This is a genomic window from Vibrio sp. 1641, from assembly GCF_033339995.1.
GTDB classification, from domain to species: domain Bacteria; phylum Pseudomonadota; class Gammaproteobacteria; order Enterobacterales; family Vibrionaceae; genus Vibrio; species Vibrio alginolyticus.
In genome coordinates this window covers 1-21,007 of sequence record NZ_JAWOVP010000003.1, presented here as the reverse complement: position 1 = coordinate 21,007, position 21,007 = coordinate 1, and the positions used below count along the sequence as shown (strand labels likewise).

The 21,007-nt window shown below is 44.1% G+C and carries 22 protein-coding genes; 12 read left to right on the top strand and 10 right to left on the bottom strand.

Annotated features, from left to right (window positions below; all coding sequences use genetic code 11):
* Window positions 1-76: 76 nt before the first annotated feature.
* Complete coding sequence (locus R7Z47_RS07970; RefSeq protein WP_318129955.1) at window positions 77-688, top strand: riboflavin synthase subunit alpha; 612 nt, start codon at window positions 77-79, stop codon at window positions 686-688.
* 75 nt (window positions 689-763) lie between these two features.
* On the opposite strand, the gene R7Z47_RS07965 is transcribed toward R7Z47_RS07970, so the two are convergent.
* Window positions 764-958: a CPXCG motif-containing cysteine-rich protein gene (locus tag R7Z47_RS07965; RefSeq protein WP_017634925.1), complete on the bottom strand. Its 195-nt coding sequence runs from the start codon at window positions 956-958 to the stop codon at window positions 764-766.
* 253 nt (window positions 959-1,211) lie between these two features.
* Window positions 1,212-2,078, bottom strand: a complete 867-nt coding sequence (locus R7Z47_RS07960; protein WP_005377623.1) for a fructosamine kinase family protein — start codon at window positions 2,076-2,078, stop codon at window positions 1,212-1,214.
* A 224-nt stretch (window positions 2,079-2,302) separates the two neighbouring features.
* On the opposite strand from R7Z47_RS07960, the gene R7Z47_RS07955 reads away from it, so the two are divergent.
* The 3 genes from R7Z47_RS07955 to R7Z47_RS07945 all read left to right on the top strand — a co-directional run bounded on the left by R7Z47_RS07955 (window position 2,303) and on the right by R7Z47_RS07945 (window position 4,774).
* Window positions 2,303-3,277, top strand: a complete 975-nt coding sequence (locus R7Z47_RS07955; protein WP_021033872.1) for a response regulator — start codon at window positions 2,303-2,305, stop codon at window positions 3,275-3,277.
* Window positions 3,277-4,239: a GGDEF domain-containing protein gene (locus R7Z47_RS07950; protein WP_017634922.1), complete on the top strand. Its 963-nt coding sequence runs from the start codon at window positions 3,277-3,279 to the stop codon at window positions 4,237-4,239. Before R7Z47_RS07955 ends, R7Z47_RS07950 begins: the two co-directional genes overlap by 1 nt.
* 190 nt (window positions 4,240-4,429) lie before the next feature.
* Window positions 4,430-4,774, top strand: coding sequence for a DUF3802 family protein (locus R7Z47_RS07945; protein WP_005377620.1), 345 nt, complete (start codon window positions 4,430-4,432; stop codon window positions 4,772-4,774).
* A 45-nt stretch (window positions 4,775-4,819) separates the two neighbouring features.
* On the opposite strand, the gene R7Z47_RS07940 is transcribed toward R7Z47_RS07945, so the two are convergent.
* The gene (locus tag R7Z47_RS07940) at window positions 4,820-5,314 is read right to left on the bottom strand and encodes an NlpC/P60 family protein (RefSeq protein ID WP_262606540.1); all 495 of its coding nucleotides are present in this window, start codon (window positions 5,312-5,314) and stop codon (window positions 4,820-4,822) included.
* A 134-nt stretch (window positions 5,315-5,448) separates the two neighbouring features.
* Between R7Z47_RS07940 and R7Z47_RS07935 the strand changes: the two genes are divergently transcribed.
* From R7Z47_RS07935 to R7Z47_RS07920, 4 genes are all read left to right on the top strand, one after another.
* Entirely contained in the window at window positions 5,449-7,467 is a 2,019-nt protein-coding gene (locus R7Z47_RS07935) for a methyl-accepting chemotaxis protein (RefSeq protein WP_262606539.1), read from the top strand.
* Between the two features lie 280 nt (window positions 7,468-7,747).
* Complete coding sequence (locus R7Z47_RS07930) at window positions 7,748-8,161, top strand: NUDIX hydrolase (protein ID WP_005389540.1); 414 nt, start codon at window positions 7,748-7,750, stop codon at window positions 8,159-8,161.
* 211 nt (window positions 8,162-8,372) lie between these two features.
* On the top strand, window positions 8,373-8,753 hold the full coding sequence (locus R7Z47_RS07925) for a hypothetical protein (RefSeq protein WP_005377611.1): 381 nt from the start codon (window positions 8,373-8,375) through the stop codon (window positions 8,751-8,753).
* 48 nt (window positions 8,754-8,801) lie between these two features.
* Window positions 8,802-9,020 carry a hypothetical protein gene (locus R7Z47_RS07920; protein ID WP_005389537.1) on the top strand — a complete coding sequence of 73 codons (219 nt, stop codon included), beginning with the start codon at window positions 8,802-8,804 and terminating at the stop codon, window positions 9,018-9,020.
* A 91-nt stretch (window positions 9,021-9,111) separates the two neighbouring features.
* On the opposite strand, the gene R7Z47_RS07915 is transcribed toward R7Z47_RS07920, so the two are convergent.
* Entirely contained in the window at window positions 9,112-9,927 is an 816-nt protein-coding gene (locus R7Z47_RS07915; RefSeq protein ID WP_262606538.1) for a sterol desaturase family protein, read from the bottom strand.
* A 140-nt stretch (window positions 9,928-10,067) separates the two neighbouring features.
* Between R7Z47_RS07915 and R7Z47_RS07910 the strand changes: the two genes are divergently transcribed.
* Together R7Z47_RS07910 and nagK are read left to right on the top strand one after the other, a co-directional pair.
* Entirely contained in the window at window positions 10,068-10,817 is a 750-nt protein-coding gene (locus tag R7Z47_RS07910; protein WP_137281986.1) for a tRNA-uridine aminocarboxypropyltransferase, read from the top strand.
* Between the two features lie 175 nt (window positions 10,818-10,992).
* On the top strand, window positions 10,993-11,901 hold the full coding sequence (nagK, locus tag R7Z47_RS07905; RefSeq protein ID WP_262606537.1) for an N-acetylglucosamine kinase: 909 nt from the start codon (window positions 10,993-10,995) through the stop codon (window positions 11,899-11,901).
* A gap of 219 nt (window positions 11,902-12,120) precedes the next feature.
* On the opposite strand, the gene R7Z47_RS07900 is transcribed toward nagK, so the two are convergent.
* The 6 genes from R7Z47_RS07900 to R7Z47_RS07875 form a co-directional block, all read right to left on the bottom strand.
* Window positions 12,121-12,387 (bottom strand): DUF2960 domain-containing protein, encoded by a 267-nt coding sequence (locus R7Z47_RS07900; RefSeq protein WP_005377584.1) that lies wholly within the window; start codon window positions 12,385-12,387, stop codon window positions 12,121-12,123.
* Window positions 12,388-12,463: 76 nt separating this feature from the next.
* The gene (locus R7Z47_RS07895) at window positions 12,464-14,242 is read right to left on the bottom strand and encodes a bifunctional molybdopterin-guanine dinucleotide biosynthesis adaptor protein MobB/molybdopterin molybdotransferase MoeA (protein WP_158156369.1); all 1,779 of its coding nucleotides are present in this window, start codon (window positions 14,240-14,242) and stop codon (window positions 12,464-12,466) included.
* Window positions 14,239-14,826: a molybdenum cofactor guanylyltransferase MobA gene (gene mobA, locus R7Z47_RS07890; RefSeq protein ID WP_005453897.1), complete on the bottom strand. Its 588-nt coding sequence runs from the start codon at window positions 14,824-14,826 to the stop codon at window positions 14,239-14,241. The genes R7Z47_RS07895 and mobA overlap by 4 nt, the downstream gene beginning before the upstream one ends.
* Entirely contained in the window at window positions 14,804-15,523 is a 720-nt protein-coding gene (locus R7Z47_RS07885; RefSeq protein WP_017820675.1) for an energy-coupling factor ABC transporter ATP-binding protein, read from the bottom strand. Before R7Z47_RS07885 ends, mobA begins: the two co-directional genes overlap by 23 nt.
* A 50-nt stretch (window positions 15,524-15,573) precedes the next feature.
* Window positions 15,574-16,272, bottom strand: a complete 699-nt coding sequence (locus R7Z47_RS07880) for an ABC transporter permease (RefSeq protein ID WP_005389524.1) — start codon at window positions 16,270-16,272, stop codon at window positions 15,574-15,576.
* Between the two features lie 6 nt (window positions 16,273-16,278).
* Window positions 16,279-17,097, bottom strand: a complete 819-nt coding sequence (locus R7Z47_RS07875; protein ID WP_005389522.1) for a substrate-binding domain-containing protein — start codon at window positions 17,095-17,097, stop codon at window positions 16,279-16,281.
* A gap of 334 nt (window positions 17,098-17,431) precedes the next feature.
* Here R7Z47_RS07875 and R7Z47_RS07870 point away from each other — a divergent pair, with 334 nt between their 5' ends.
* On the top strand, window positions 17,432-18,883 hold the full coding sequence (locus tag R7Z47_RS07870; protein WP_025766656.1) for a sigma-54-dependent transcriptional regulator: 1,452 nt from the start codon (window positions 17,432-17,434) through the stop codon (window positions 18,881-18,883).
* The gene (locus R7Z47_RS07865) at window positions 18,873-20,912 is read left to right on the top strand and encodes a cache domain-containing protein (protein ID WP_005377562.1); all 2,040 of its coding nucleotides are present in this window, start codon (window positions 18,873-18,875) and stop codon (window positions 20,910-20,912) included. Before R7Z47_RS07870 ends, R7Z47_RS07865 begins: the two co-directional genes overlap by 11 nt.
* Window positions 20,913-21,007: the final 95 nt, after the last annotated feature.

Sequence of the window (21,007 nt, the reverse complement as noted above, 5' to 3'; positions counted from 1 at the left end):
TATTTCCGACCTGTAGCGCAGTGTTTAGGGCTTAGTCTTCGACTACAGTTGGTATTAAATCAATAGGTAAAAAGAAATGTTTACAGGAATAGTTCAGGGTACGGCGAAGGTCGTTAAAATTGATAAAAAAGAACGCTTTCAAACGCACGTTGTCGAGTTAAGCGATGAACTTTGTAAAGGGTTAGAAATTGGTGCATCCGTTGCACACAACGGATGTTGTCTAACTGTGACTAAGATCGAAGGCAACCTTGTCAGTTTTGATTTAATGCAAGCGACATTGGCTCTTACTAATTTAGGTCAGCTGGTGGAAGGGGATAGCGTAAACATTGAGCGCGCGGCTAAGTTTGGTGACGAAATAGGCGGGCATAGCATGTCTGGTCATATTAGTTTGACGGCAGATATTGTCGATATCATCGATACGCCCAATAACCGCACGATTTGGTTCCAACTGCCGCAAGAATCAATGAAATATGTATTAGCGAAAGGTTACATTGGTTTAGATGGCTGCTCGCTAACTATTGGTGAAGTTGAAGCGTGTCGTTTTTCAGTACATCTAATTCCAGAAACCTTGCAGCGAACGCTTTTCGGAGTGAGACAAGTAGGGGAGCGTGTTAATATTGAGTTTGATCCTCAGACTCAAGCAATTGTTGATACTGTTGAGCGCGTTCTTGCAGCAAAACAGCTTTAGAATGAGAAAAAGGAGCCTAGTGCTCCTTTTTCATTTAAGCGTTTTTATATTTCTGATGTTCACATGCTCGAGCTGCTATTCGTAATTGTCATCGATAAATAGTTCGACCTTATCTTGTAACTCATCCACTCGCATATTTAGGTGGATAGCGTGGCAACAAGCTGGGCAATCATCATAAAACTCTTGGTCACCATTGCTTGCATCCAATGTAATGCCGATAGAGTGTCCGCAATGCGGGCACTTTACATACCTTTCGGTATAATTTTTCATACAACAACTCCTAATCTCGCAGGGCTTTTAAACACACTATTCATCAAGGAAGCACAGCCCTTTACTTACTTTGCCTACAAGGAAAATAGGCACAATCCAAAGTTAAGTCTCCTTTGATATTAGGTCGAGTTGTTGCTAATTGAGTCGAAATAAGTACAAAACTTGACCCCAAACTCAACCTTGAGCTTAGGGTGATCTTCTGTAGTGATGTGCCTCGAGATTTTACATCTTGAAATATGCAGTGGCTTCCAAATTAATAAGAAATGATTTTATTAATAACCAGTTGAGCCTGTTCCAAGTAATGGCCGCCAAACAAATTACAATGGTTGAGAACATGGTAAAGGTTATAGATATCTTTACGCTCTTCATAGCTTGAAGAAAGTGGCATAACCGATTCGTAGCCTTGATAAAATTCTGGTTGAAATCCACCAAAAAGCTCCGTCATCGCAATATCACACTCCCTGTCCCCCCAATAGCACGCAGGATCGTAACAGATAGGACCGAATGCAGTGAGTGCCGCATTTCCATTCCATAAATCGCCATGCAACAAAGAAGGTTCCGGAGCATGGTTTGCTAGCCGCTGTTTTACGACATCGATAAAGTCATCGATATCAACCAAGGTGACGCCTTTTTCTTTAAGGAGCTGTAATTGCCATCCTATGCGTTGCTCAGCAAAGAATACACACCATTTCTTGTGCCATTTGTTGGGCTGTAGAGTCGAACCGAGATAGTTGTCGGTATCAAAACCAAACTCTTTTTGCTCGCCCCACTGGTGTAGGTGAGCTAATTGCTGCCCAAATTTAAAGCTGTTGGGACCATCTTCTAATGGTTTCGTTGGAAGGTAGTTAAGAATTAAGAATGAGGCATTTTTGGTTTTACCAACCAATACCACCTCAGGTACAAATAGGGTGGATGTTTCACGCAAAAGATGCAGGCTTTCAGCTTCTACCTCAAATTTAGACAAAAACTCGCGATCGTTAATTTTCACAAAATAACGTTGCTCGCCATCATTGATCATGTAGCTTTCACTGATATCCCCACCAGACAGTCTTACTTTTTCCGTGATCTGGTAATCGAACAATAAAGTATCAGAAAGCTGTTGCGATATTGCTTGCCACATACAAAACCTCGCGAATCTATTTGACCACCAATAGTTTAGGATAAATAGCAGGGAGTTGGCGCTATGTTGAGCATACTTAGTAAAGAAACCTTCCTCTTAGTGTAGTCAATTTGTATAAATGTGAATCAAATCGCTTATAAGCCTCTGATTTGTTGGCTTAGCATATGGAGATGAACGTTTACAACAGGTATTATGATTTTTTTGACGTTAGTTCCATTGGTGGCATGAAAATACTGATATGTGATGACTCAGCTGTTGCAAGAAAGCTTATTGCGCGTTCTATCGTACAAGATACATCATTGCATCTTATTGAAGCGCAAGATGGTTATGAGGCGCTTAATATTCTTGCTGAGCAAAATATCGATATTTTGTTTCTCGATTTAACGATGCCCATAATGGATGGTTTTGAGGTCCTCGAATCATTACCTGTTAGTCAGTACCCGACCAAAATCGTCATTATTTCTGGAGATGTTCAACAAGAGGCAAAACAGCGCTGTCTCGATCTTGGTGCTCAAGCTTTTATCGCTAAGCCTCTGACAGAAGAGCAGGTGCTCCCACTATACGAACAATTAGGGCTGCATTATGCGTTCAAACCTAGTCATTCGGTTGATTCTAAAAACCAGGGTTGCGAAGAGCTTTCCTTACTAGCCAAATTCCGTGAAATTGCGAACATTGCCCTTGGTAAAGGGGCTGCGATTATGGCCGACCATTTACATGAGTTCATCCAACTTCCTGTTCCTCATGTTGGACCTTTGTCCTACGGCGAGCTTCATATGACACTGGTTGATGTGGTTGGGCGTGACAGTTCCGTTGCGGTAGCGCAGAGGTTTGTCGGTGGTGGTATTCACGGAGAGGCACTGGTGTGCTTACGTGGTAGGGATATCAATCAGATAGGGGAAAAATTAGGTTACCTCCTTGAGTTTACGCCTCATAATGAAATCATCTTGAATATCTCTAACCTACTGGTTTCGTCATTTCTCACATCGTTGGGCGATCAACTCGACAAGCAGTTCTCACTTCGTCAGCCAGGCATTGTGGATACCTTAACACCTTATTGTGAAGAGCAAGGCGAGTTGGGTGAGCTCTTTACTATCGAATACACCTACATGGCAGAAGCGCTCGATTTCGAGTGCGAGGTACTGTTTTTAATTGATAAGCCATCCGTAGAAATTATCTATGAAATCATGGAGCTAATCTAATGTCCGATATCACGCTGGACATAGCAGACTTTCATTGGGTCACACAAATTCTCGATACGATGGATTCAGGGCTTATTGTTTTGGATCAAGAGTATAAAGTGTGTGTGTGGAACAGTTTTATGCAGTCATACAGTGGCGTTCTATCACAAGAAATTCTTGGTGAATGTTTATTTGAGCATTTTGAAGAGCTGCCAAGAACTTGGCTAGAAACCAAGATAAAAGCTGCCGCCGATCTGGAAACTCGTTCTTTTTCTAGCTGGGAAAACCGACCGTACCTTTTTAAGTTCAACAATTTTTCTCCGGTTTCAAACAGCAGTGATTTTATGTATCAAGATATCGTGATCACGCCGTTAATTGGGCTTTCAGGAGAGGTCAGCCACATAGCGATTCAAGTCAATGATGTTTCTGAAACTGCGAGAAATCGCATTCATTTGAAAGAAACAAATCAACATTTGTCGGAAATCAGTCGCAAAGATGGTTTAACAGGTTTATTTAATCGCGCTTATTGGGAGCAATCATTGAAAGATGAGTTTGCTCACTTAAAAGTTATCGACGGACCATGCTCATTAGTAATATTCGATATCGACCACTTTAAGAAGGTGAATGATACTTATGGTCACCCGACAGGGGACGAAGTCATTCGTCGAACCTCTGCCTTGTTGAGAAAAACAGCAAGAAGCAGTGACATCTGCGGTCGTTTTGGTGGTGAAGAGTTTACCGTACTACTTCCTCACACAAACCAGGAGCAAGCTTGCTATTTCGCAGAGCGTTTGCGCAAAAGAATTGAGCAAGAGATCGTGAAAGTGGAAGATTTTTTGATTAATTACACGATAAGTATTGGTGTTTGCGAGTATAAGCCTTATTTTGAAACTCACACTCAATGGTTAAAGAGTGCCGATGCTGCGCTGTATCGTGCAAAAGAAAATGGTCGTAACCAAACCTGTTTGCATGAAAATGGCTGAAATATAAAAAGGTTTGAAGAAACCCTGTATCCGAATTCAGTGAAGCAAAGCTCAATTGTTTGAAAATCATCCAGTTGGTTCGTGAATGTTTGTTAATATGAAATAAGTTAATGAAATTTTCTCGGCATGTCTTACTATTGAAACTATTCTGCTTTCAGCTTCGAAGGCTTGCAATAAACGGAGAAAAACAGTGGTTTTAGAAACCGATGGATATCTCGCTCTTATCGAGCACTTGTCTCTAAATCTAGATATTTTTACGACCGAAATTGGCGACACTGGATCCGAAAGCATCGAAGATGTTGTCACCGATATGGTGGCTTCAAACATCATGGCGATTTTTGAGCAAAATCCAGAACTTCACTCGAGCGTACGCTTCAAATTGTTGAAAGAGGCTGATGCAGTTGTTGAAGATCTTGGTGAGATATTGGCTGGGGTATGGCATAAAAAAGCGACCAATGAACAGATCACGTTCCTTGATGAATACATCGCTCTGGTCAAAAATCTGTTCGATAATGCTGTTGCGACTTACGACTGATATTGTTTTAACTTACAGCAATGTCCAGTTAAAGAGTGAGAAGAGTTACATTGTAACTCTTCTTATTTGCCAAAACTTAGATGCCCAGTATGGGTTGTCGATTCTTGAAATAATCACACCTCTAGACGTCGATGCATGCATGAACTGCTTATTACCCAAGTAAATTCCGACATGATAAGTTGTACGTCTTGTTTTAAAGAACACTAGATCCCCTTGCTTGGCATCCGTCCAACTTAACTCCACACCTTGCTTTGATTGCTGCTTCGTTGTCCTTGGTAACGAGAGCTGATAAGCCTCAATAAACGCTTTTTGTACAAATGCTGAGCAATCAATTCCAGATTTCTGTGTCCCGCCTAAGCGATAAGGCGTGCCGTGCCACTCTGTGTAAAAGTCGAACAAGTCAGGGTTGTCCGACAATAGCTGATTTGTAGGTGTTGTCATCTGTGCTTGCTCACTAGGCTCAGGCCCAGAAGAGCAGGCGCTTAGTAGCACACTGATTATCAAAGGAAAATATACTCGACGCAAATCACCACCTGTCATCTCTATGACTCACAACTGAAATATTAGTGTCATAACCAATCCATAGTATGGGCTGCAAATCACGGTTTTGTCTCACAAATGTGACGGAATCACTGCAGAACCGATTCAACCTTAAGAAAGAATAAAAATTGATTATGGCAAAGCGAAAACGCTCACGCACATCACTTTCACTGATTCAGGCTGTCAGTGCAACATTTTTAACTATCATTGCTCTTGTTATAGCCCTTTCTGTCTCAAGTTTCAAAGGAATGGAACAGGTAGGGGAACAATTTGAAGACTTGTCGCAAAAAGCATTACCAATCGCGATGGCAAACGCAAAGTTAACCAGGAATGTATTGGAGATGGTTAAGCTACTCAACCATGGTATGCAGATTACTGAGCCGAAAGAGTTGCCTCTCATAAAAGAGCAAATCGACTCTCTTGCAACTCAAAGCACAACTTTGGTTGTGGAAGCGTCTGGTGTAGCGCAGCAACTCTCGGAGGAGTTAGACACCAAACTAGCGCGTTTACATAACATCACGCAGTCCATTTTGTTGAAGCAATCTTCGGTGATACAAATTCAAATGGATATTGATGCCGCTGTTGGTGGGTTTCGCTATGGGCTTAGCTCTATCGGTCCGGAAATGAATCGAATCAGTTCGTTTCTTAGTGCTGATAATCCTGAGTCGAGCGATGCCGCTAACCGTTTCATTGCTTCTGCAAGCTCAATGGAAAGTACGTTCTTAGTCATGATGATGCACTCAGAATTAAACAAAGCCGAAAAAGAATACCGAGAAATGCGAAATCGCATAGCAGGTATTAAACTCGCCTATGAAGACTTCCAATCTTTTCATCCTGAAGTAAATGAATATGCAAGCTTAACCGCACCATATGAGATGGTGAAACAAGGCTTTAGTGAAAAGGGCGTGCTGCGTTTGATCCTCGCCAAACTAGAACAAGGGGAATTGCAACGTTCAGAGTTTAAACAGGCTTCGATGCTTGCGGATGAAACCATGCGGTTACTTGATCAAATCTCCCAAACCGCTGGTCAGTTGATCGATGAAAAAGAGCGGGTGGTCAACGAGACCATTGAATCGGTGAGCGTTGTGCTCGTGTTTGCGGCGTGTGTGATTTCTTTTATTATTCTGGTTACTTGGTTTAGTCTCAAGTCATGGACAAACCGAGGGTTAAGGAATGTACTAACGCGTCTTTCAGCACTTACCGAACATGATTTTCGTGACAAGGCAGAAGAAGTCGGCCCCTATGAGCTGAAAGAAGTAGCACGAAAGTTGAATCAAGTAATCGATTCCACACATGACTCCATTCAAACGGTGACGCGCAATTGTGAAACGCTTTATCAGACGGCAGAAGTAAGTCACAGTGCAGCCGAACAAACAAGTGATGGGTTGGCAACACAAAATGAAGCGTTGTCGAGTATGATCACGACCATAACGCAGCTTGAAGCCTCTATTCGTGAAATCGCAATGGTGACAAATGCATCTTCACAGGACTCGCTCCTTGCAACCCAACACACTGAAAAAGGGGTTCAAGTCGTGGAACAAAACCGCGAACGTTTGGAGTCATTAGAAAGCTCTTTGGATGTAAATGAACAGTCAATGTTAGAGCTAGACCAGCGTGTTAAACAGATTCGTGAAATGGTGGATATGATCAGTGGGATCGCGGACAACACCAACTTACTTGCTCTCAACGCGGCAATAGAGGCTGCCCGTGCTGGTGAGCAAGGGCGTGGATTTGCGGTTGTCGCTGATGAAGTTCGCAAACTTGCAAGTGATACCTCTCAACAAACTACGAACATCCGAGAAATGATGAGCGAGCTTATTACTGCCGCAGAGCGTTCGCGCCAAGCAGTTAATGATTCAAGAGAAGAAATGACCCACGCGCTACAGTCCAGCAATGAAGTGAAATCGACATTTTCTGATATCAACCTCGCGGTTAAGCACATTCAAGAACGTGTTGAACAAATCTCAGTTGCTACAGAAGAACAAGAACGAGCGACGGCAGATGTATCTCAATCCATCACGCATATTTCTGATCTTGGCGAACGCACAAAGCTGCAGCTTGAGTCTATGGTTGAGAGTTCTGAGCAAGTGGCGGAAATTGCCGGGCACCAGCAAGCAATGCTGCACAAGTATGAGCTTCATCAGACCGAGTAAATGAGATGTTTCCACCGACTAAAAGCAGAACCTCGGTTCTGCTTTTTTGTTACGGCTACCCATTCAATGGCTCCTATTTGCATTGCAAGAGTGAGTTACATCTCATCTCGTTCATTTCTAAAGGGTTTAGTTATCACAACGTGATGTTAATGCTTTGTTCGAGGGACTCGTTGACTAGAATGTCGTCAGAATTCAAAGGAATGAATCATGCAACTTCACTCGATTTCTTTATATCCAGAGAAAGCTAAAGCCTTTTACTTGAAGCATAAGGAGTGGTTTTGTGATCGATAAAGTTTGCCCCGTTGTTCTACGTAATCAAAATCAAGAGATCCTACTTTTTAAACATCCGTTGGCGGGTGTTCAGCTCGTCAAGGGCACTGTTGAAGTGTTTGATGAAAGTTACATCATAGCAGCCAAGCGGGAGCTCGCTGAGGAGTCTGGTATCACACATGTTCGTTCCGCACGATATTTATGCTCATGGGACAGTGGCTTTCAAAATCAAGTATGGCATTTTGTTTTGTGTGAGTGTGCTGGCCTCGCTAATTCATGGCTGTTTCATACGCAAGACGATGGCGGACATGATTTTGCGTTCTTCTGGCACGATGTCGAGAGCGGCCTTCCCGCGAATGCACATACTGTGTTTCAGCGCGGGCTGGAAAAGGTACGAGAATTGATAAACCAAGGCGTGATTTAAAGGAGGATTCTGTCATTGCATTGGCGGATTTGGGCGAAACGCCACAGCAAACACTATGCTTCTACTAGAAGCAAATAAAGAAGGTAGAGCAGCCGTTACTGTTCTCATCGTGTTGATAATGGCACTGTCGATCTCAAAAATGGCGATGAGATTACAAATGTTTAAGTGACTTCTATATGCTTTGCTCATTCATTCAGATAAGGAAACGGTAATGGATAAATTCGTCGTGTTTCTCTTATGCCTTTTTATGACAGTTGGCGGAGTGGTTCATCTTTATGACAACATTGTTGGTGGCTTTTTACCTTACGATTTTGCGCCACGCTGGTTGAATATGTATTGGAGCGCTTTGGGACTATTGGACTTATTAGCAGCGTATCTATTGGTCAAGCATCGCCGCTCTGGCCTAGTCGTTATGTTATTGATTCTTATAACCAATGTTATCTTTAGTTCCCACGCTCACTATACATTAGAAATATTGGATAACAACGTCGCCCTACAAATGAAGACACTGTTTTTAGGGTTCTCATTTGGGGTATCTATCTGGTTATGGAATGCGCGAAAACATAGTCAATCGCGCCAAATATTTCGTTAATTATTATTTTCACAACACTCGATTAAGGATTGTAAACAGGGACTCGTTATGAACGATTTTAAAGACTTGGCCAGTTTTGCTGGTTTCAGCGTACTGACAGGTTTGAGCTTTGCCACCACTTTCTTCAGCCTTGCTTTTCTATACAGCTCAATAGAAGCACAGCAAGTAATGAACACCAATGCTTTGGCATGTGCAGTGCTTGGTGTTGTTGGTTTATTTGTTGGTATTACTCAGCTAAACAAAAAGCGTCAGCTAGCAGAAAACTAATCTGTTCTTGATGAAGTAGTGTTTAACTGGGGTTTAGGCTTGGTCTATTCGTTTTGTTGACATACTTCATCCAACAATATTTTTTCAACCATTACTTCTTCTCTTTATTGTAGCGAAAGGGCTGCGTTAACAGCTTGTCTAATCTTTGCTCTTCTTCGTCTCTAATTTCCGGCACACCAATAACAACATCATCATGACCCAACTTAGGCTGAGCTCGGTATGTCCCAAAAAACCGGTCCCAAACTGAAAGGAAAAAACCAAAGTTTGAGTGGGTCTCTTTTACTATCACTGAATGGTGCACGCGATGCATGTCTGGTGTAACGATGACGTTTCGCAGTTTTTGGTCTATAGATAAAGCCAGTTTTGCATTACTGTGATTAAACATCGCGCTCGCATTAAGCACAATTTCAAATACCACAATTCCGATAGGTGAAACACCTAAGATAAACACGGCTGCAATTTTTACTCCCATTGAAATGATTATTTCGAAGGGATGAAAGCGTGCGCCTGTAGTGACGTCTATGTCGAGATCGGCGTGATGCATTCGGTGAATCTTCCACAGCGGTTTTACATGATGAAAGACAACATGCTGAGCGTAAATGACGAAATCAAGCAAAATGACGGTTAGGAAAATGTTTAACCAATCGGGGAGGGACAGAATATTCAGCAGCCCCCATTGTTGCTCCTGAGCTATGACCGCAGCTTGAAAGGCGGCGATAGGCATGATTAAAGCAATAACTAGGCTGTTAAAAGCGACCAATGACAAGTTATTGACCCAGCGAAACCTGCGCGAAGCGGTCAGTGTTTTTCTAGGCAATTTGTTTTCCCAAATGGCACAAAGCAATAATACGCCAAGGAAAAAGCCTAATCTGAGCCATGAGGGTTCTTGAAATGTCGTTTCTGTCACTGTCATTCCCTTATTTATTTCTTTATCTATGACCGAGATAAGAGTGAAATTATTTCAACACACTGCTGATGGGCTTATCTTGAGGCGAAACCATAATATCAGTAGAATCGCGCTCTACTTTTTACTTGGCATTACTTACCATGAGAATTCACGCTTTCCACCGTTTATATCAGTACCGACAATCTATCTCAACCAAGCCTTTCAACGCGCGTGGATGTAAAGTGGTTCGTTGCCAATATTGCCAGGTTTCTGAGCAACACTGTTTGTGCGACCTTCAGCCAAACATCAAGGCCAATATTGCATGTATGTTGATTGTTTCTGAAAACGAAGTGTTTAAGCCAAGTAATACCGGTCGTCTAATCGCTGATACGATTCAAGAGACTTACGTGTATCAATGGAACCGAACAGAACCGTCTGAAGAGATGCTAGCGCTACTACAGGATGACAGTTACCAACCGGTGATTGTATTTCCTGCAGACTATGTGGATGATCCCTCTCGTTTAATTGAAGATCTAGAGCCAGCGCGATTAGTAAAAGAAGATGTCGAGAACAAAAAATGGTTGCTGATCTTTATTGATGGTAGCTGGCGTGAGGCACGAAAGATATTCCGTCGTTCTGATTTTCTTAAATCTTTGCCTGTGCTTTCCATTGAGCCGGAATCTCTGTCTGAATACATCATGCGCCGCTCCGAGAATGAGCAGCATCTTTCAACCGCCGAAGTCGCGACATTAGTTTTAAAACAAGCTGGTGAGCCTAAAGCTGCGGAATGCCTTCAATTGTGGTTTGAAGCCTTCAGAGAAACTTACATGCTGAGCAAGACTCGAGTCAAAAACGACCCTAACCAGCCACACTTGAAACGTTTCAAAGAGTGGATGAAAACCGAGAGCTGACTCTAAGGAATGAGCTTTTGTTGATGGTATGTTGTTCAACTGGCTTCGGTGAGGGGATAAATCTGCATTCGGTCACGGTTTGCAGGCGTACAGATATGGATAATGCCATCAGTTTATACTTTTGACTCTAGCCATTTTTGAGAGTCGTTTGAAGCATTTTTTAGGAGAGAAATACATGTATTACGGCTTTGATGTCGGTGGCACTAAAATTGAATTTGGTGCATTTAACGAGAAGCTTGAGCGTGTAGCGACGGAACGTGTACCTACACCAACAGACAACTACGAGCTGCTGGTTGATACCATTGCGGAATTGGTGAATAAATACGATACAGAGTTTGGCTGCGAAGGTACGATTGGTCTTGGCTTGCCAGGTATGGAAGACGCCGATGATGCAACGGTACTAACAGTTAACGTTCCTGCGGCAAAAGGCAAACCACTTCGTGCTGATCTGGAAGCTAAAATCGGTCGCAGCGTAAAAATTGAAAACGATGCAAACTGTTTCGCGCTTTCTGAAGCGTGGGACGAAGATCTTCAAGATGAACCATCTGTACTAGGTTTGATCCTTGGTACTGGTTTTGGCGGTGGCTTTATCTACGAAGGTAAAGTATTCTCTGGCCGCAACCACGTAGCGGGTGAGGTGGGTCACACACGTCTTCCTATCGACGCATGGTTCCACCTGGGCGAAAACGCACCATTACTTGGCTGTGGCTGTGGCAACAAAGGTTGTTTAGATAGTTACCTATCGGGTCGTGGCTTCGAGCTTCTTTACGCGCATTACTACGGCGAAGAGAAGAAAGCGATCGACATTATTAAAGCGCACGCAGAGGGTGAAGAGAAAGCAGTAGAGCACGTCGAGCGCTTTATGGAGCTGCTAGCGATCTGCTTTGCAAACCTGTTTACTGCAACAGACCCACACACCGTTGTACTTGGTGGCGGCTTATCTAACTTCGAATTGATTTACGAAGAGATGCCAAAACGCATCCCTAAACACTTATTGTCTTTGGCTAAGTGTCCTAAGATCATCAAAGCAAAACACGGTGATTCAGGTGGTGTACGCGGCGCTGCGTTCTTAAACATCAAGTAATGACTTAAACCTTACTCGATATAAAGTAAGAAGAAATTTAAAGCCCCGTTTAGACTTTCAAGGTTAAACGGGGCTTTTACTTATATACCGAAGTAACTTGTATACCCAAGTAACTCACATACCTAAGTAATTTCGGTATGCTCGGGTATGGATCATGAACAAAAGTAGCATGCATAAAAAACTCACGACGAATCGTGAGTTTTCTGTTTGCAGCTAAGCTTATTTGTTCTTTTTGCCTACGCCCAGGTTTTCTTTTTGAGCTAGGGTGATTTTGCTAAAGCCTAATTTTCTGAAGTAGTTGTCGCGGTAGTTTCGCACCGCTTTAGTGTCAGACACTGCTTCGATTTGTTGCTCCATCTTTAGGAACTCAGTGATATCGATACCTTCGGCTTCTGCAACTGCTTCTTGAATGTTGCGGTGTTGCTGGTATGAGAACGTCAGTTCTTTGTCTTGGTCTTTGTAAGTGTAAAGAATGGTGCGAGCCATAGCTGTCTCTCTGAAAAGGTTTCTGTATATTAAACAAAAAGGCCAGACTCGCTGACCTTTGAATTTCTAGTTTGAGCTAGATTCTGCCTTGAAGTGGGATAATTGTCACGCTTTCTCCCGCTTTTACTGTATCAATAGCTGGGGAGATTTCGATCAAACAGTTTGCCTCACTCATTGAGCGCAAAATACCAGAGCCTTGCTTGCCTGTTGTACGAACGGTTAAACGGCCAGTTGCATCCAGTTCATAGACGCCACGGCTAAACTCGGTACGACCTTGTCGAGAGCGAAGGTTTTCAGTCGCGATGGCATTCACTTTCAGAGGCTTCCAGCCTTGTTCGCCTTGCATCTTACGCAGTGCAGGCTCAACAAAGTTGATGAATGAAACCATCACTGCCACAGGGTTGCCCGGCAGACCAAAGAACGGCTTGTTGTTGATTTGACCAAACGCTAATGGACGTCCCGGACGCATGTTGATTCGCCAAAAATCGATTTGACCAAGTTTATCCAAGGCAAGTTTGATGTAATCCGCATCACCAACGGACACGCCACCAGAAGTCATAACCACGTCTGCTTGCGCCGATGCGTTTTCCAACGCTTCAATCATTAACTGTTCGTTGTCTTCCAGAATACCGAAGTCCAAGATCTCGCAGCCGAGCTTTTCAAGCATGCCCATGATGGTAAAACGGTTGGAATCGTAGATAGAATTCGCTTTTTGCTCTGTTCCCGGCGCTTGTACTTCGTCACCGGTGGAGAACACGGCAACTTTCAATTTTCGGAATACATTCGCTTCACCAAAGCCAAGCGAAGCGACCATGCCCATTTCTGGAGAGGCGAGGCGAGTGCCTGCGGTAAAGACGTCACTGCCGATAGCGAGATCTTCACCTGCTTGACGAACGTTTTGACCTGCTTTGATATTCGCACCGTTAAAAGTGACCTTGTCACCTTCTTGAGTGGCTTGCTCACGCATGACCACTGTATCGCCGTTACGTGGTGTTGGTGCGCCAGTCATGATCTTAACTGCTTGACCAACTTCCAGAGGCTGATCGTAAGCATGGCCCGCCATCACTTCAGCAACCACTTGGTAGCTATCACGGTCAACATCATCACTGCGGATGGCATAACCGTCCATCGCGGAGTTGGTGTATTGCGGCACATTTACTGGTGAAACGATATGTTCCGCAAGAACGCGGCCATAGGCGTTTTCAATCTTGCATGCTTCTATTTCCGAAACCGTGTTCACCAAAGAAAGGATTTTCTCTTGGCCTTGAACCACAGAAAGGAAAGCAGGAGAAAGTGTGTCGCAACATGCGGCTTCTTTCTCTTTGTTTTTTGGTGCTTTCGCTTCTTGAACATACTGAATAACGAACTGAGCAATCGCTTCAAGATCATTGATGTTCATTTGTGGCAGTTCAGAGTCCAACTCGCCGCCGTCTGAAGCGATAGCGATGATGTTTTCATCGTTTGGATAAAGCCAAGGCTTGCCGACTTCTTCACGGTGCAATTCGATTTTAGGAAACGCGATGTTTTTGCAGCCTTCGACCAAAACCACATCAAGCATGTCTTCATCAAAACGTGTTAATAGGAATTCAAACTCCGCTTCGGCTTCTGGCGTTTCTGTCATTAACGCAAAACGGTTGCGAGAAGCAATCAGCATTTGAGATGCGCCAGCTTTGCGTAAACGGTAGCTGTCTTTACCCGGCTTATCGACATCGAAGTTGTGGTGCGCATGTTTTAGCATGCCAATGCGTAAACCTGCTTCGGTCAGCTTTGGCAATAGGGCTTCAAGTAGCGTGGTTTTGCCTGTGCCTGAATAAGCTGCAAAACCAAGAATAGGAATGTTTAGCGTGTGTTTCATGATTCTAATTGTCCAAATTGCGCCAGTTCTTCCGGAGTGTTCAAGTTGACGAAACAGTTTGGTGAGTCGCTAAAGTCAACGTAACTGGTGTTGCACTCTTTGTAGAGCAGAATGATTTTGCGGTCGCCACGTTCTAAAAACGCGGTGAGTTTTGGCAGTACGCGCTTGTGGTAGAGCGTAAAAACAGGTTGCTGATGGTCACCATCATGCGCGACCAAAATATCGCTGTCTTCTTTGACGGCCTGGCAGAAACGCTCGACAAGGTCGGTGTTAATTTGTGGACTATCGCAAGGTACAAATCCGACCCAGTCGGTTTCAGCATGCATCAAACCCGCGTGAATACCGCCCATAGGCCCAGGGAAATCTTTGAATTGATCACTAAATACGAAACCAAATTTGCTGTACGCATCTTGGTTTCGGTTGGCATTAATTAAAATGCGTGGAGTTTGTGGAGATAAACGTTCAATAACGTGTTCGATGAGTGGCTTCTGATTTAACTCAATCAGACCTTTATCTTTTCCACCCATACGGCTGGCTTGGCCACCAGCCAAAATGACCCAACTAGTTTGTGTTGGTTGAAGCATATGCATTCTCTTGGGATGTTTCTTTTGGTATGACATACAACAGAGGAGACTCTATCAAAGTCTTGTCTTTAATCCACCACTGTTTTTTACATAAGTCGGTCAGTGCGTTTGCCTGATGGCTTGTCACCACGATACTGGAACCGCGATCCAAAAGATCTTTCGCCATCACCACCAATCGTTCAATGGATTCTTGGTCTAAAGACGCACTTGGCTCATCCATCAATAAAATCGACGGTTTTAAGATCCAAGCCCTTGCCATGGCAACGCGCTGTTTTTCACCGCCGGACAACACGGAAATATGTTCGTCCGCTAAGGTTTCTAAACCTACCATGCGCAGCGCGTGAATAACTTGAGCTCGCTTATCTTTTTGCGTGTCTTGTTGATATTTCACTCCATAGACTACGTTTTCATATACAGTGCCGTCAAAAAGGTAAGGGGATTGATGGAGATAAATCACATCGACACGACCATTGCGACACGTCAGTCTTTTCAGCCACGTATCTTTTGGCGCAACAACATCGCCAGTAGAGGGTTTGAGCAAGCCAGCAAGGATTTTGAGTAGGGTAGTTTTGCCCACACCATTGTCACCCTTGAGATAAATGGCATCATTTGGGCCGATGGCTAACTCAGGGATGTGGAAAAGCACACGCTCTTTAAAGCGCATGGATAACTGTTCGGCGGTGATTTTTATAGTCATAATTCGCCTCGACATGGGGTTAAAGGTGAGTCGTTTGTTTGCTTCATGTTCTATGTTCTGAGGTAGCCTTTGCCTCTCATGCTTGATAAGAAGAAGTTTAGAGCCAACGCTAAAGATAGTAATACAATTCCTAATGCAACTCCTTGCGCAAAAGCACCTTTACTGCTTTCCATTGCAATAGCCGTGGGAATATTTCGCGTCACGCCCATAATGTTCCCACCAACCATCATTGAGCAGCCCACCTCGGTCACTATACGTGAAAACCCTGCAATGATAGCCGCAAGTAGAGGAAAGCGGGTTTCCCAAATCATCGTAGCTGCCAAGCGCGGAATGGAGACGCCCAGCGTGATGGCAGTTTCCACTGCACGACGGTCGCTAGATTGTAATGCACCATGCATCATCGATACCAAAACAGGGAAGCAGATCACCATTTGGCCGAAGATCATTGCCTTCTGAGTGAACAGCATTTGCCAGTCTCCCCAAGGGCCAGCACGCGACAGCAACATGTACAGCAACAGGCCAATCACCACGGTAGGGACCGCTTGCAGCGTATTTACGATCGACAACAAAAACCATTTACCGCGAAAGTCGGTATACGCCAGTACAAAGGACATCAAAATAGCCGGCAATACCACTAGGGATATTGCCGTAATAGAAACACTAAAGGAGACCGCAACGATCTCCCATAGGTCTGCATCAAAATTCACCAGTAAGCGAAGCGCTTCCAGTGTTGTATCAGCAAGATTCATATTGCGTTATTTGCTCTCAGCATTCGCAACAAACAGTTGTTTACCGTTTAGGCGGAAACCATTGATAAGTTCCTGTCCGCGAGGGTTTACCAACCAGTCACTGAATGCCTTCGCACCTTGGTAGTTGATCGTTGGGTAACGCTCAGGGTTAACAAGAATAACTTGGTACGGGTTAAACAGTTTTTCATCGCCTTGGAACAGAATTTCTAGATCCAATTTGTTTTGGTAAGCCAGCCATGTGCCGCGGTCCGTCATGGTGTAGCCTTGCATTTCAGACGCCATGTTTAGAGTTGGGCCCATACCTTGACCTACGCTACGGTAGCCACCAAAGTTCGGTTCGATTTTAGTTTGAGCCCAGAAGCCCATTTCTTTTTTGTGCGTACCAGAATCATCGCCGCGAGAGATGAACGTTGCGTTTTTGTTTGCGATCTCTTTGAATACATCTAACACGCCTTCGTCATTTTTGATTGTTGCTGGGTCAGCTTTCGGGCCTACAATCACAAAGTCGTTGTACATCAGTTTACGAGGCAAGACGCCGTAGCCTTTCTCAACAAATGCGCCTTCAGCTTTTGGTGCATGTGTCATCACCAAATCTACGTCACCGTTTTCGCCCATTTTTAAGGCTTTACCCGTACCTGCAGCAATAACATCGACTTTGTAGCCCGTGTCTTTTTCAAATTGTGGAAGTAGGTAATCAAGTAAACCTGAATGGTAGGTACTGGTTGTGGTTGCAAGGCGAACGTGTTCTCCGTCTTGAGCAGAAAACGCAGAGTAACTTACAAGCGTGATTGACGTTGCAGCCAGAGTTAGCGCAATTTTTTTCATTTTTATGTGTTCCTTTCCAATGATTCTTTGGAATCTCTCCAGGTTTTAGGGAGAAGCCTTTTTGGACGAGAGCGATTAGCGTAATACGCAAGTTGTCTTAGGGTGTTGGAATAAGCAAACATCAACATCCTGAGATCACTTAAATGCGCTCCGTATCCACCTTATAGCAAACAAGATGCCAACCTTTTACAAGCTTAAAGTGCTTGGTTTATGCACTAAATCATGGGGTTATTTGCATAAAAGTTTGCGTTGGTACAAAATGTCGCACTTTTTGTAGGGTATCTCTGTTTAAACTTGGTACACTCTGTCCCATCGAAATCCATCTGGGGTAAATATGTCTACTCAATCCCATCTTAGTACAAACCAACAATATAGCGCCTTTTCCGTACTGGTCGTCGATGATGAATTAGGCATGCAAGCCATCTTGAAAAAGGCATTGGGTAAGCTTTTTTCACATGTCGATACAGCTGGTAGCATCGAAGAAGCAGAACAACTGCGTAATTCTCGACATTATGATCTGATCTTACTGGATATTAATCTGCCAGGGCGTTCTGGAATTGAGTGGGAAGAAGCGTTTGAAGATGATGACAAACGTGCCGATGTGATTTTTATGACGGGCTATGCGGATTTAGAAATTGCCATTCGAGCGCTACAGCTCGGTGCTTCCGACTTTATCCTCAAACCATTCAACCTTGAGCAGATGTTAAAAGCGGTCAGTCGCTGTATGGATCGCCGTTTGAACGAACGCATGCAGTACGCGATGACACGCGATTACCAACGTCACAATACCTCAGAGATCATCGGCGGCTCAGAAAAAACGCGTCTGCTTAAGCAACTTATTAACCAATTTGCACCATCACGCGCTTCTGTTTTGGTGGAAGGTGAGTCGGGTACGGGTAAAGAGCTAGTTGCACGAGGTATTCACCAGGCGAGTGGGAGAACGGGCCCGTTTGTGCCAATCAACTGCGGTGCGATTGCACCAGAGCTTTTAGAAAGTGAGTTGTTTGGTCATACATCGGGCGCGTTTACCGGTGCAAAAAAATCGCGTGAAGGTTTGTTCCGTGTTGCTAACGGTGGCACCTTATTTCTTGACGAAATCGGGGAGATGCCACTTGCAATGCAGGCATCATTATTACGTGTGTTAGAGCAGCGTACGATTCGCCCTGTCGGTTCAGAAAGAGAGATCAGTATTGATGTCCGTATCGTAGCGGCAACCAACCGAAACCTGCAAGAAGAGGTCAATCAAGGTAATTTCCGCAGTGACCTCTATTACCGTTTAAACGTTCTGAAAATTGAAGTGTGTCCGCTACGAGAGCGCAAAACCGACTTATTTGAGTTGGTGCCATTTTTCAGCAACATGCTGACGCGCGAGCTAGGTATGCCCGCGCCCAAATGGGCGCACGAGGACATGGAAGCCATGAGTGAGTACGATTGGCCGGGAAACATTCGTGAGCTGAAAAACTTGATTGAGCGTTGTATCTTGCTTGGCAAACCACCTGCACACTATTGGCGAGAGCTGAATGGCGGGCATTCACTGCCTAATGTATCGATTACTGTTTCTCACTCAGCTGAGTTACCAACCTTTAAAGAAGGCAAAGAATTTACTGGCGAAGGCTATCCAAACAGCTGGACGTTAAAAGAAGTCGAGAAAGCACATATTAAACAAGTCGTTAACTTGCACGAAGGCAACAAATCAGCCGCTGCTCGCGACTTGGGCGTAGCTCGCAAGACCTTAGAACGTAAATACAAAGAATGGGATTCTGAGGATGAGGAATATGCCGACTAACGGCCCACAGCACAAAGGATTGTCAAAATGGACGCACCGTTTTAAAACCATGGTGCGTTATCGTTTGTTATTCTTAACCTCTGCGCCGATTTTCCTCACGTTGTTAGCTCTGATCGGCATTACCATTTATTGGTCTATTCATTACACGTGGCAAAATGCGCTGCTTGATGTCTCGGAGCGTCTTGGTGTTGCAAATAACAGCGTAACGTTGTTACAGCAAAAGCAAGCCAATTACGTGCGGGCGTTTGCCGATTCGTACGATTTCCGTATTCGCATTAATCAAGGAACGCCACAAGGTGACCTGCAAAAGTGGGTCACAGAGCAGAAGAAAAGATATGCTTTAGATTTTCTCTCTTTCCAACGCGTTAATTCCATGGAAAACAAATTCCGCTTTATGGATCTCACCAAGCGCGAATCGTTTTTTGATGTACTCAATAAAGAAGAACTCGAACGCCTCGATCCTGAACTCGCCAAACGAGCAGAAGTGCCTATTCTTGCTGATGGTGACAGGGAGGCGCGTGGGTTAGTCAGTCGAACCGTGATTCCGGTATACAGCCAAGCGAACGATTTGATCGGCTTTCTTGATGGTGGTTTGCTCCTTAACAACAGTACAGTGTTGGTGGATCAAATCCGCGATCTCATTTACTTAAGTGATAATGACCGCCTTCGCCCTGTGGGTACGTTGACTGTGTTTCTCGATGATTTGCGTGTGAGCACCAACGTTCCTTTAGACAGCGATCATAGACTAGGGCGCGCTATAGGCACTCGCGTGAGCGCCGAAGTGTATAACCAAGTACTTTCTAAGGGTGAACAGTGGGTTGATCGCGCTTATGTGTATGACGCTTGGTATATTACGGCGTATCAACCAATCAAAGACCAATACGACAATGTTATTGGTATGCTTTATACCGGTTACCTCATGTGGCCATTCGTTAAAGCCTACATGACCAACATTGCCGAAATCAGCTTGATTACGGTTATGTTATTGCTGGTTTCTGGCGTGATGGTATATCGCGGTTCTTATGATCTGTTTCGACCGATCGAACGCATTCACAAAGTGGTGAAGCAGGTCCAACAAGGTAAAGAAAAACGGATTGGCCCGTTAGGATTAGATGCCGATCATGAACTTGCGCAGTTAGCCAGACAGTTTGATGATATGTTAGACGCGCTAGAAGAGCGCAAAATTGAACTGAAAAACTCCGCAGCTCAACTTGAATGCAAAGTTCAAGAGCGTACGGCAAGCCTGAGAGAAAAAACCCAAGATCTTGAACTGCATATTCAATTGCTCAACCAAACCCGCGACAAACTCGTTGTTCATGAAAAACTGGCAGCGCTGGGAGAACTCACCGCGGGGATTGCTCACGAAATTAATAACCCAACCGCCGTGATTCTTGGCAACGTAGAATTGATCCATTTTGAATTGGGTGACGATGCAAGTCGAGTACAAGAAGAAATTGATGCGATTCACGCGCAAATTGATCGTATCCGCAATATCACACGCAGTTTATTGCAATACAGTCGCCAAGGCGGTGTTCAAGATGAAATCACTTGGCAACATGTCAATCCTATCATTGATGAAAGCATCACCTTGGTTAAAACTGGCACCAAGAAACGCGACGTTGAGTTTGTGACTGACCTACAAGCGCATACGTCCGTTGAGATAAACCGTCACCACTTGCTACAAATCTTAGTTAATTTGCAAATGAACGCCATTCACGCAATGAGCGGTAAAGGAACATTAACAGTAGTCAGTGAAGACTGGATTGAAGAGGGCGAAGTGAAAGGAGCCGCGATTCATGTTATCGATGAGGGCTGCGGTATTAAACCAGAAAACTTGAGTCGAATCTTCTCGCCATTTTACACAACTAAACGAGAAGGCACAGGGTTAGGGCTATCGGTCTCCCAAAGTATTCTCAGCCAAACGGGTGGTGAGTTAAAAGCAGAGTCTGAATGGGGAAAAGGCAGTAAATTCAGTATTTATTTACCTAAAAAAGCCGAACTGATCCTAGAGGTGACGAACATCGCTTAGTCACTTTTTTGAAGTATTTGACCCGTCCTGATATGGGTTGACACTTTTTAACTAAAACGCTCGATGTACTTCATCGGGCGTTTTGTATTTTAAAG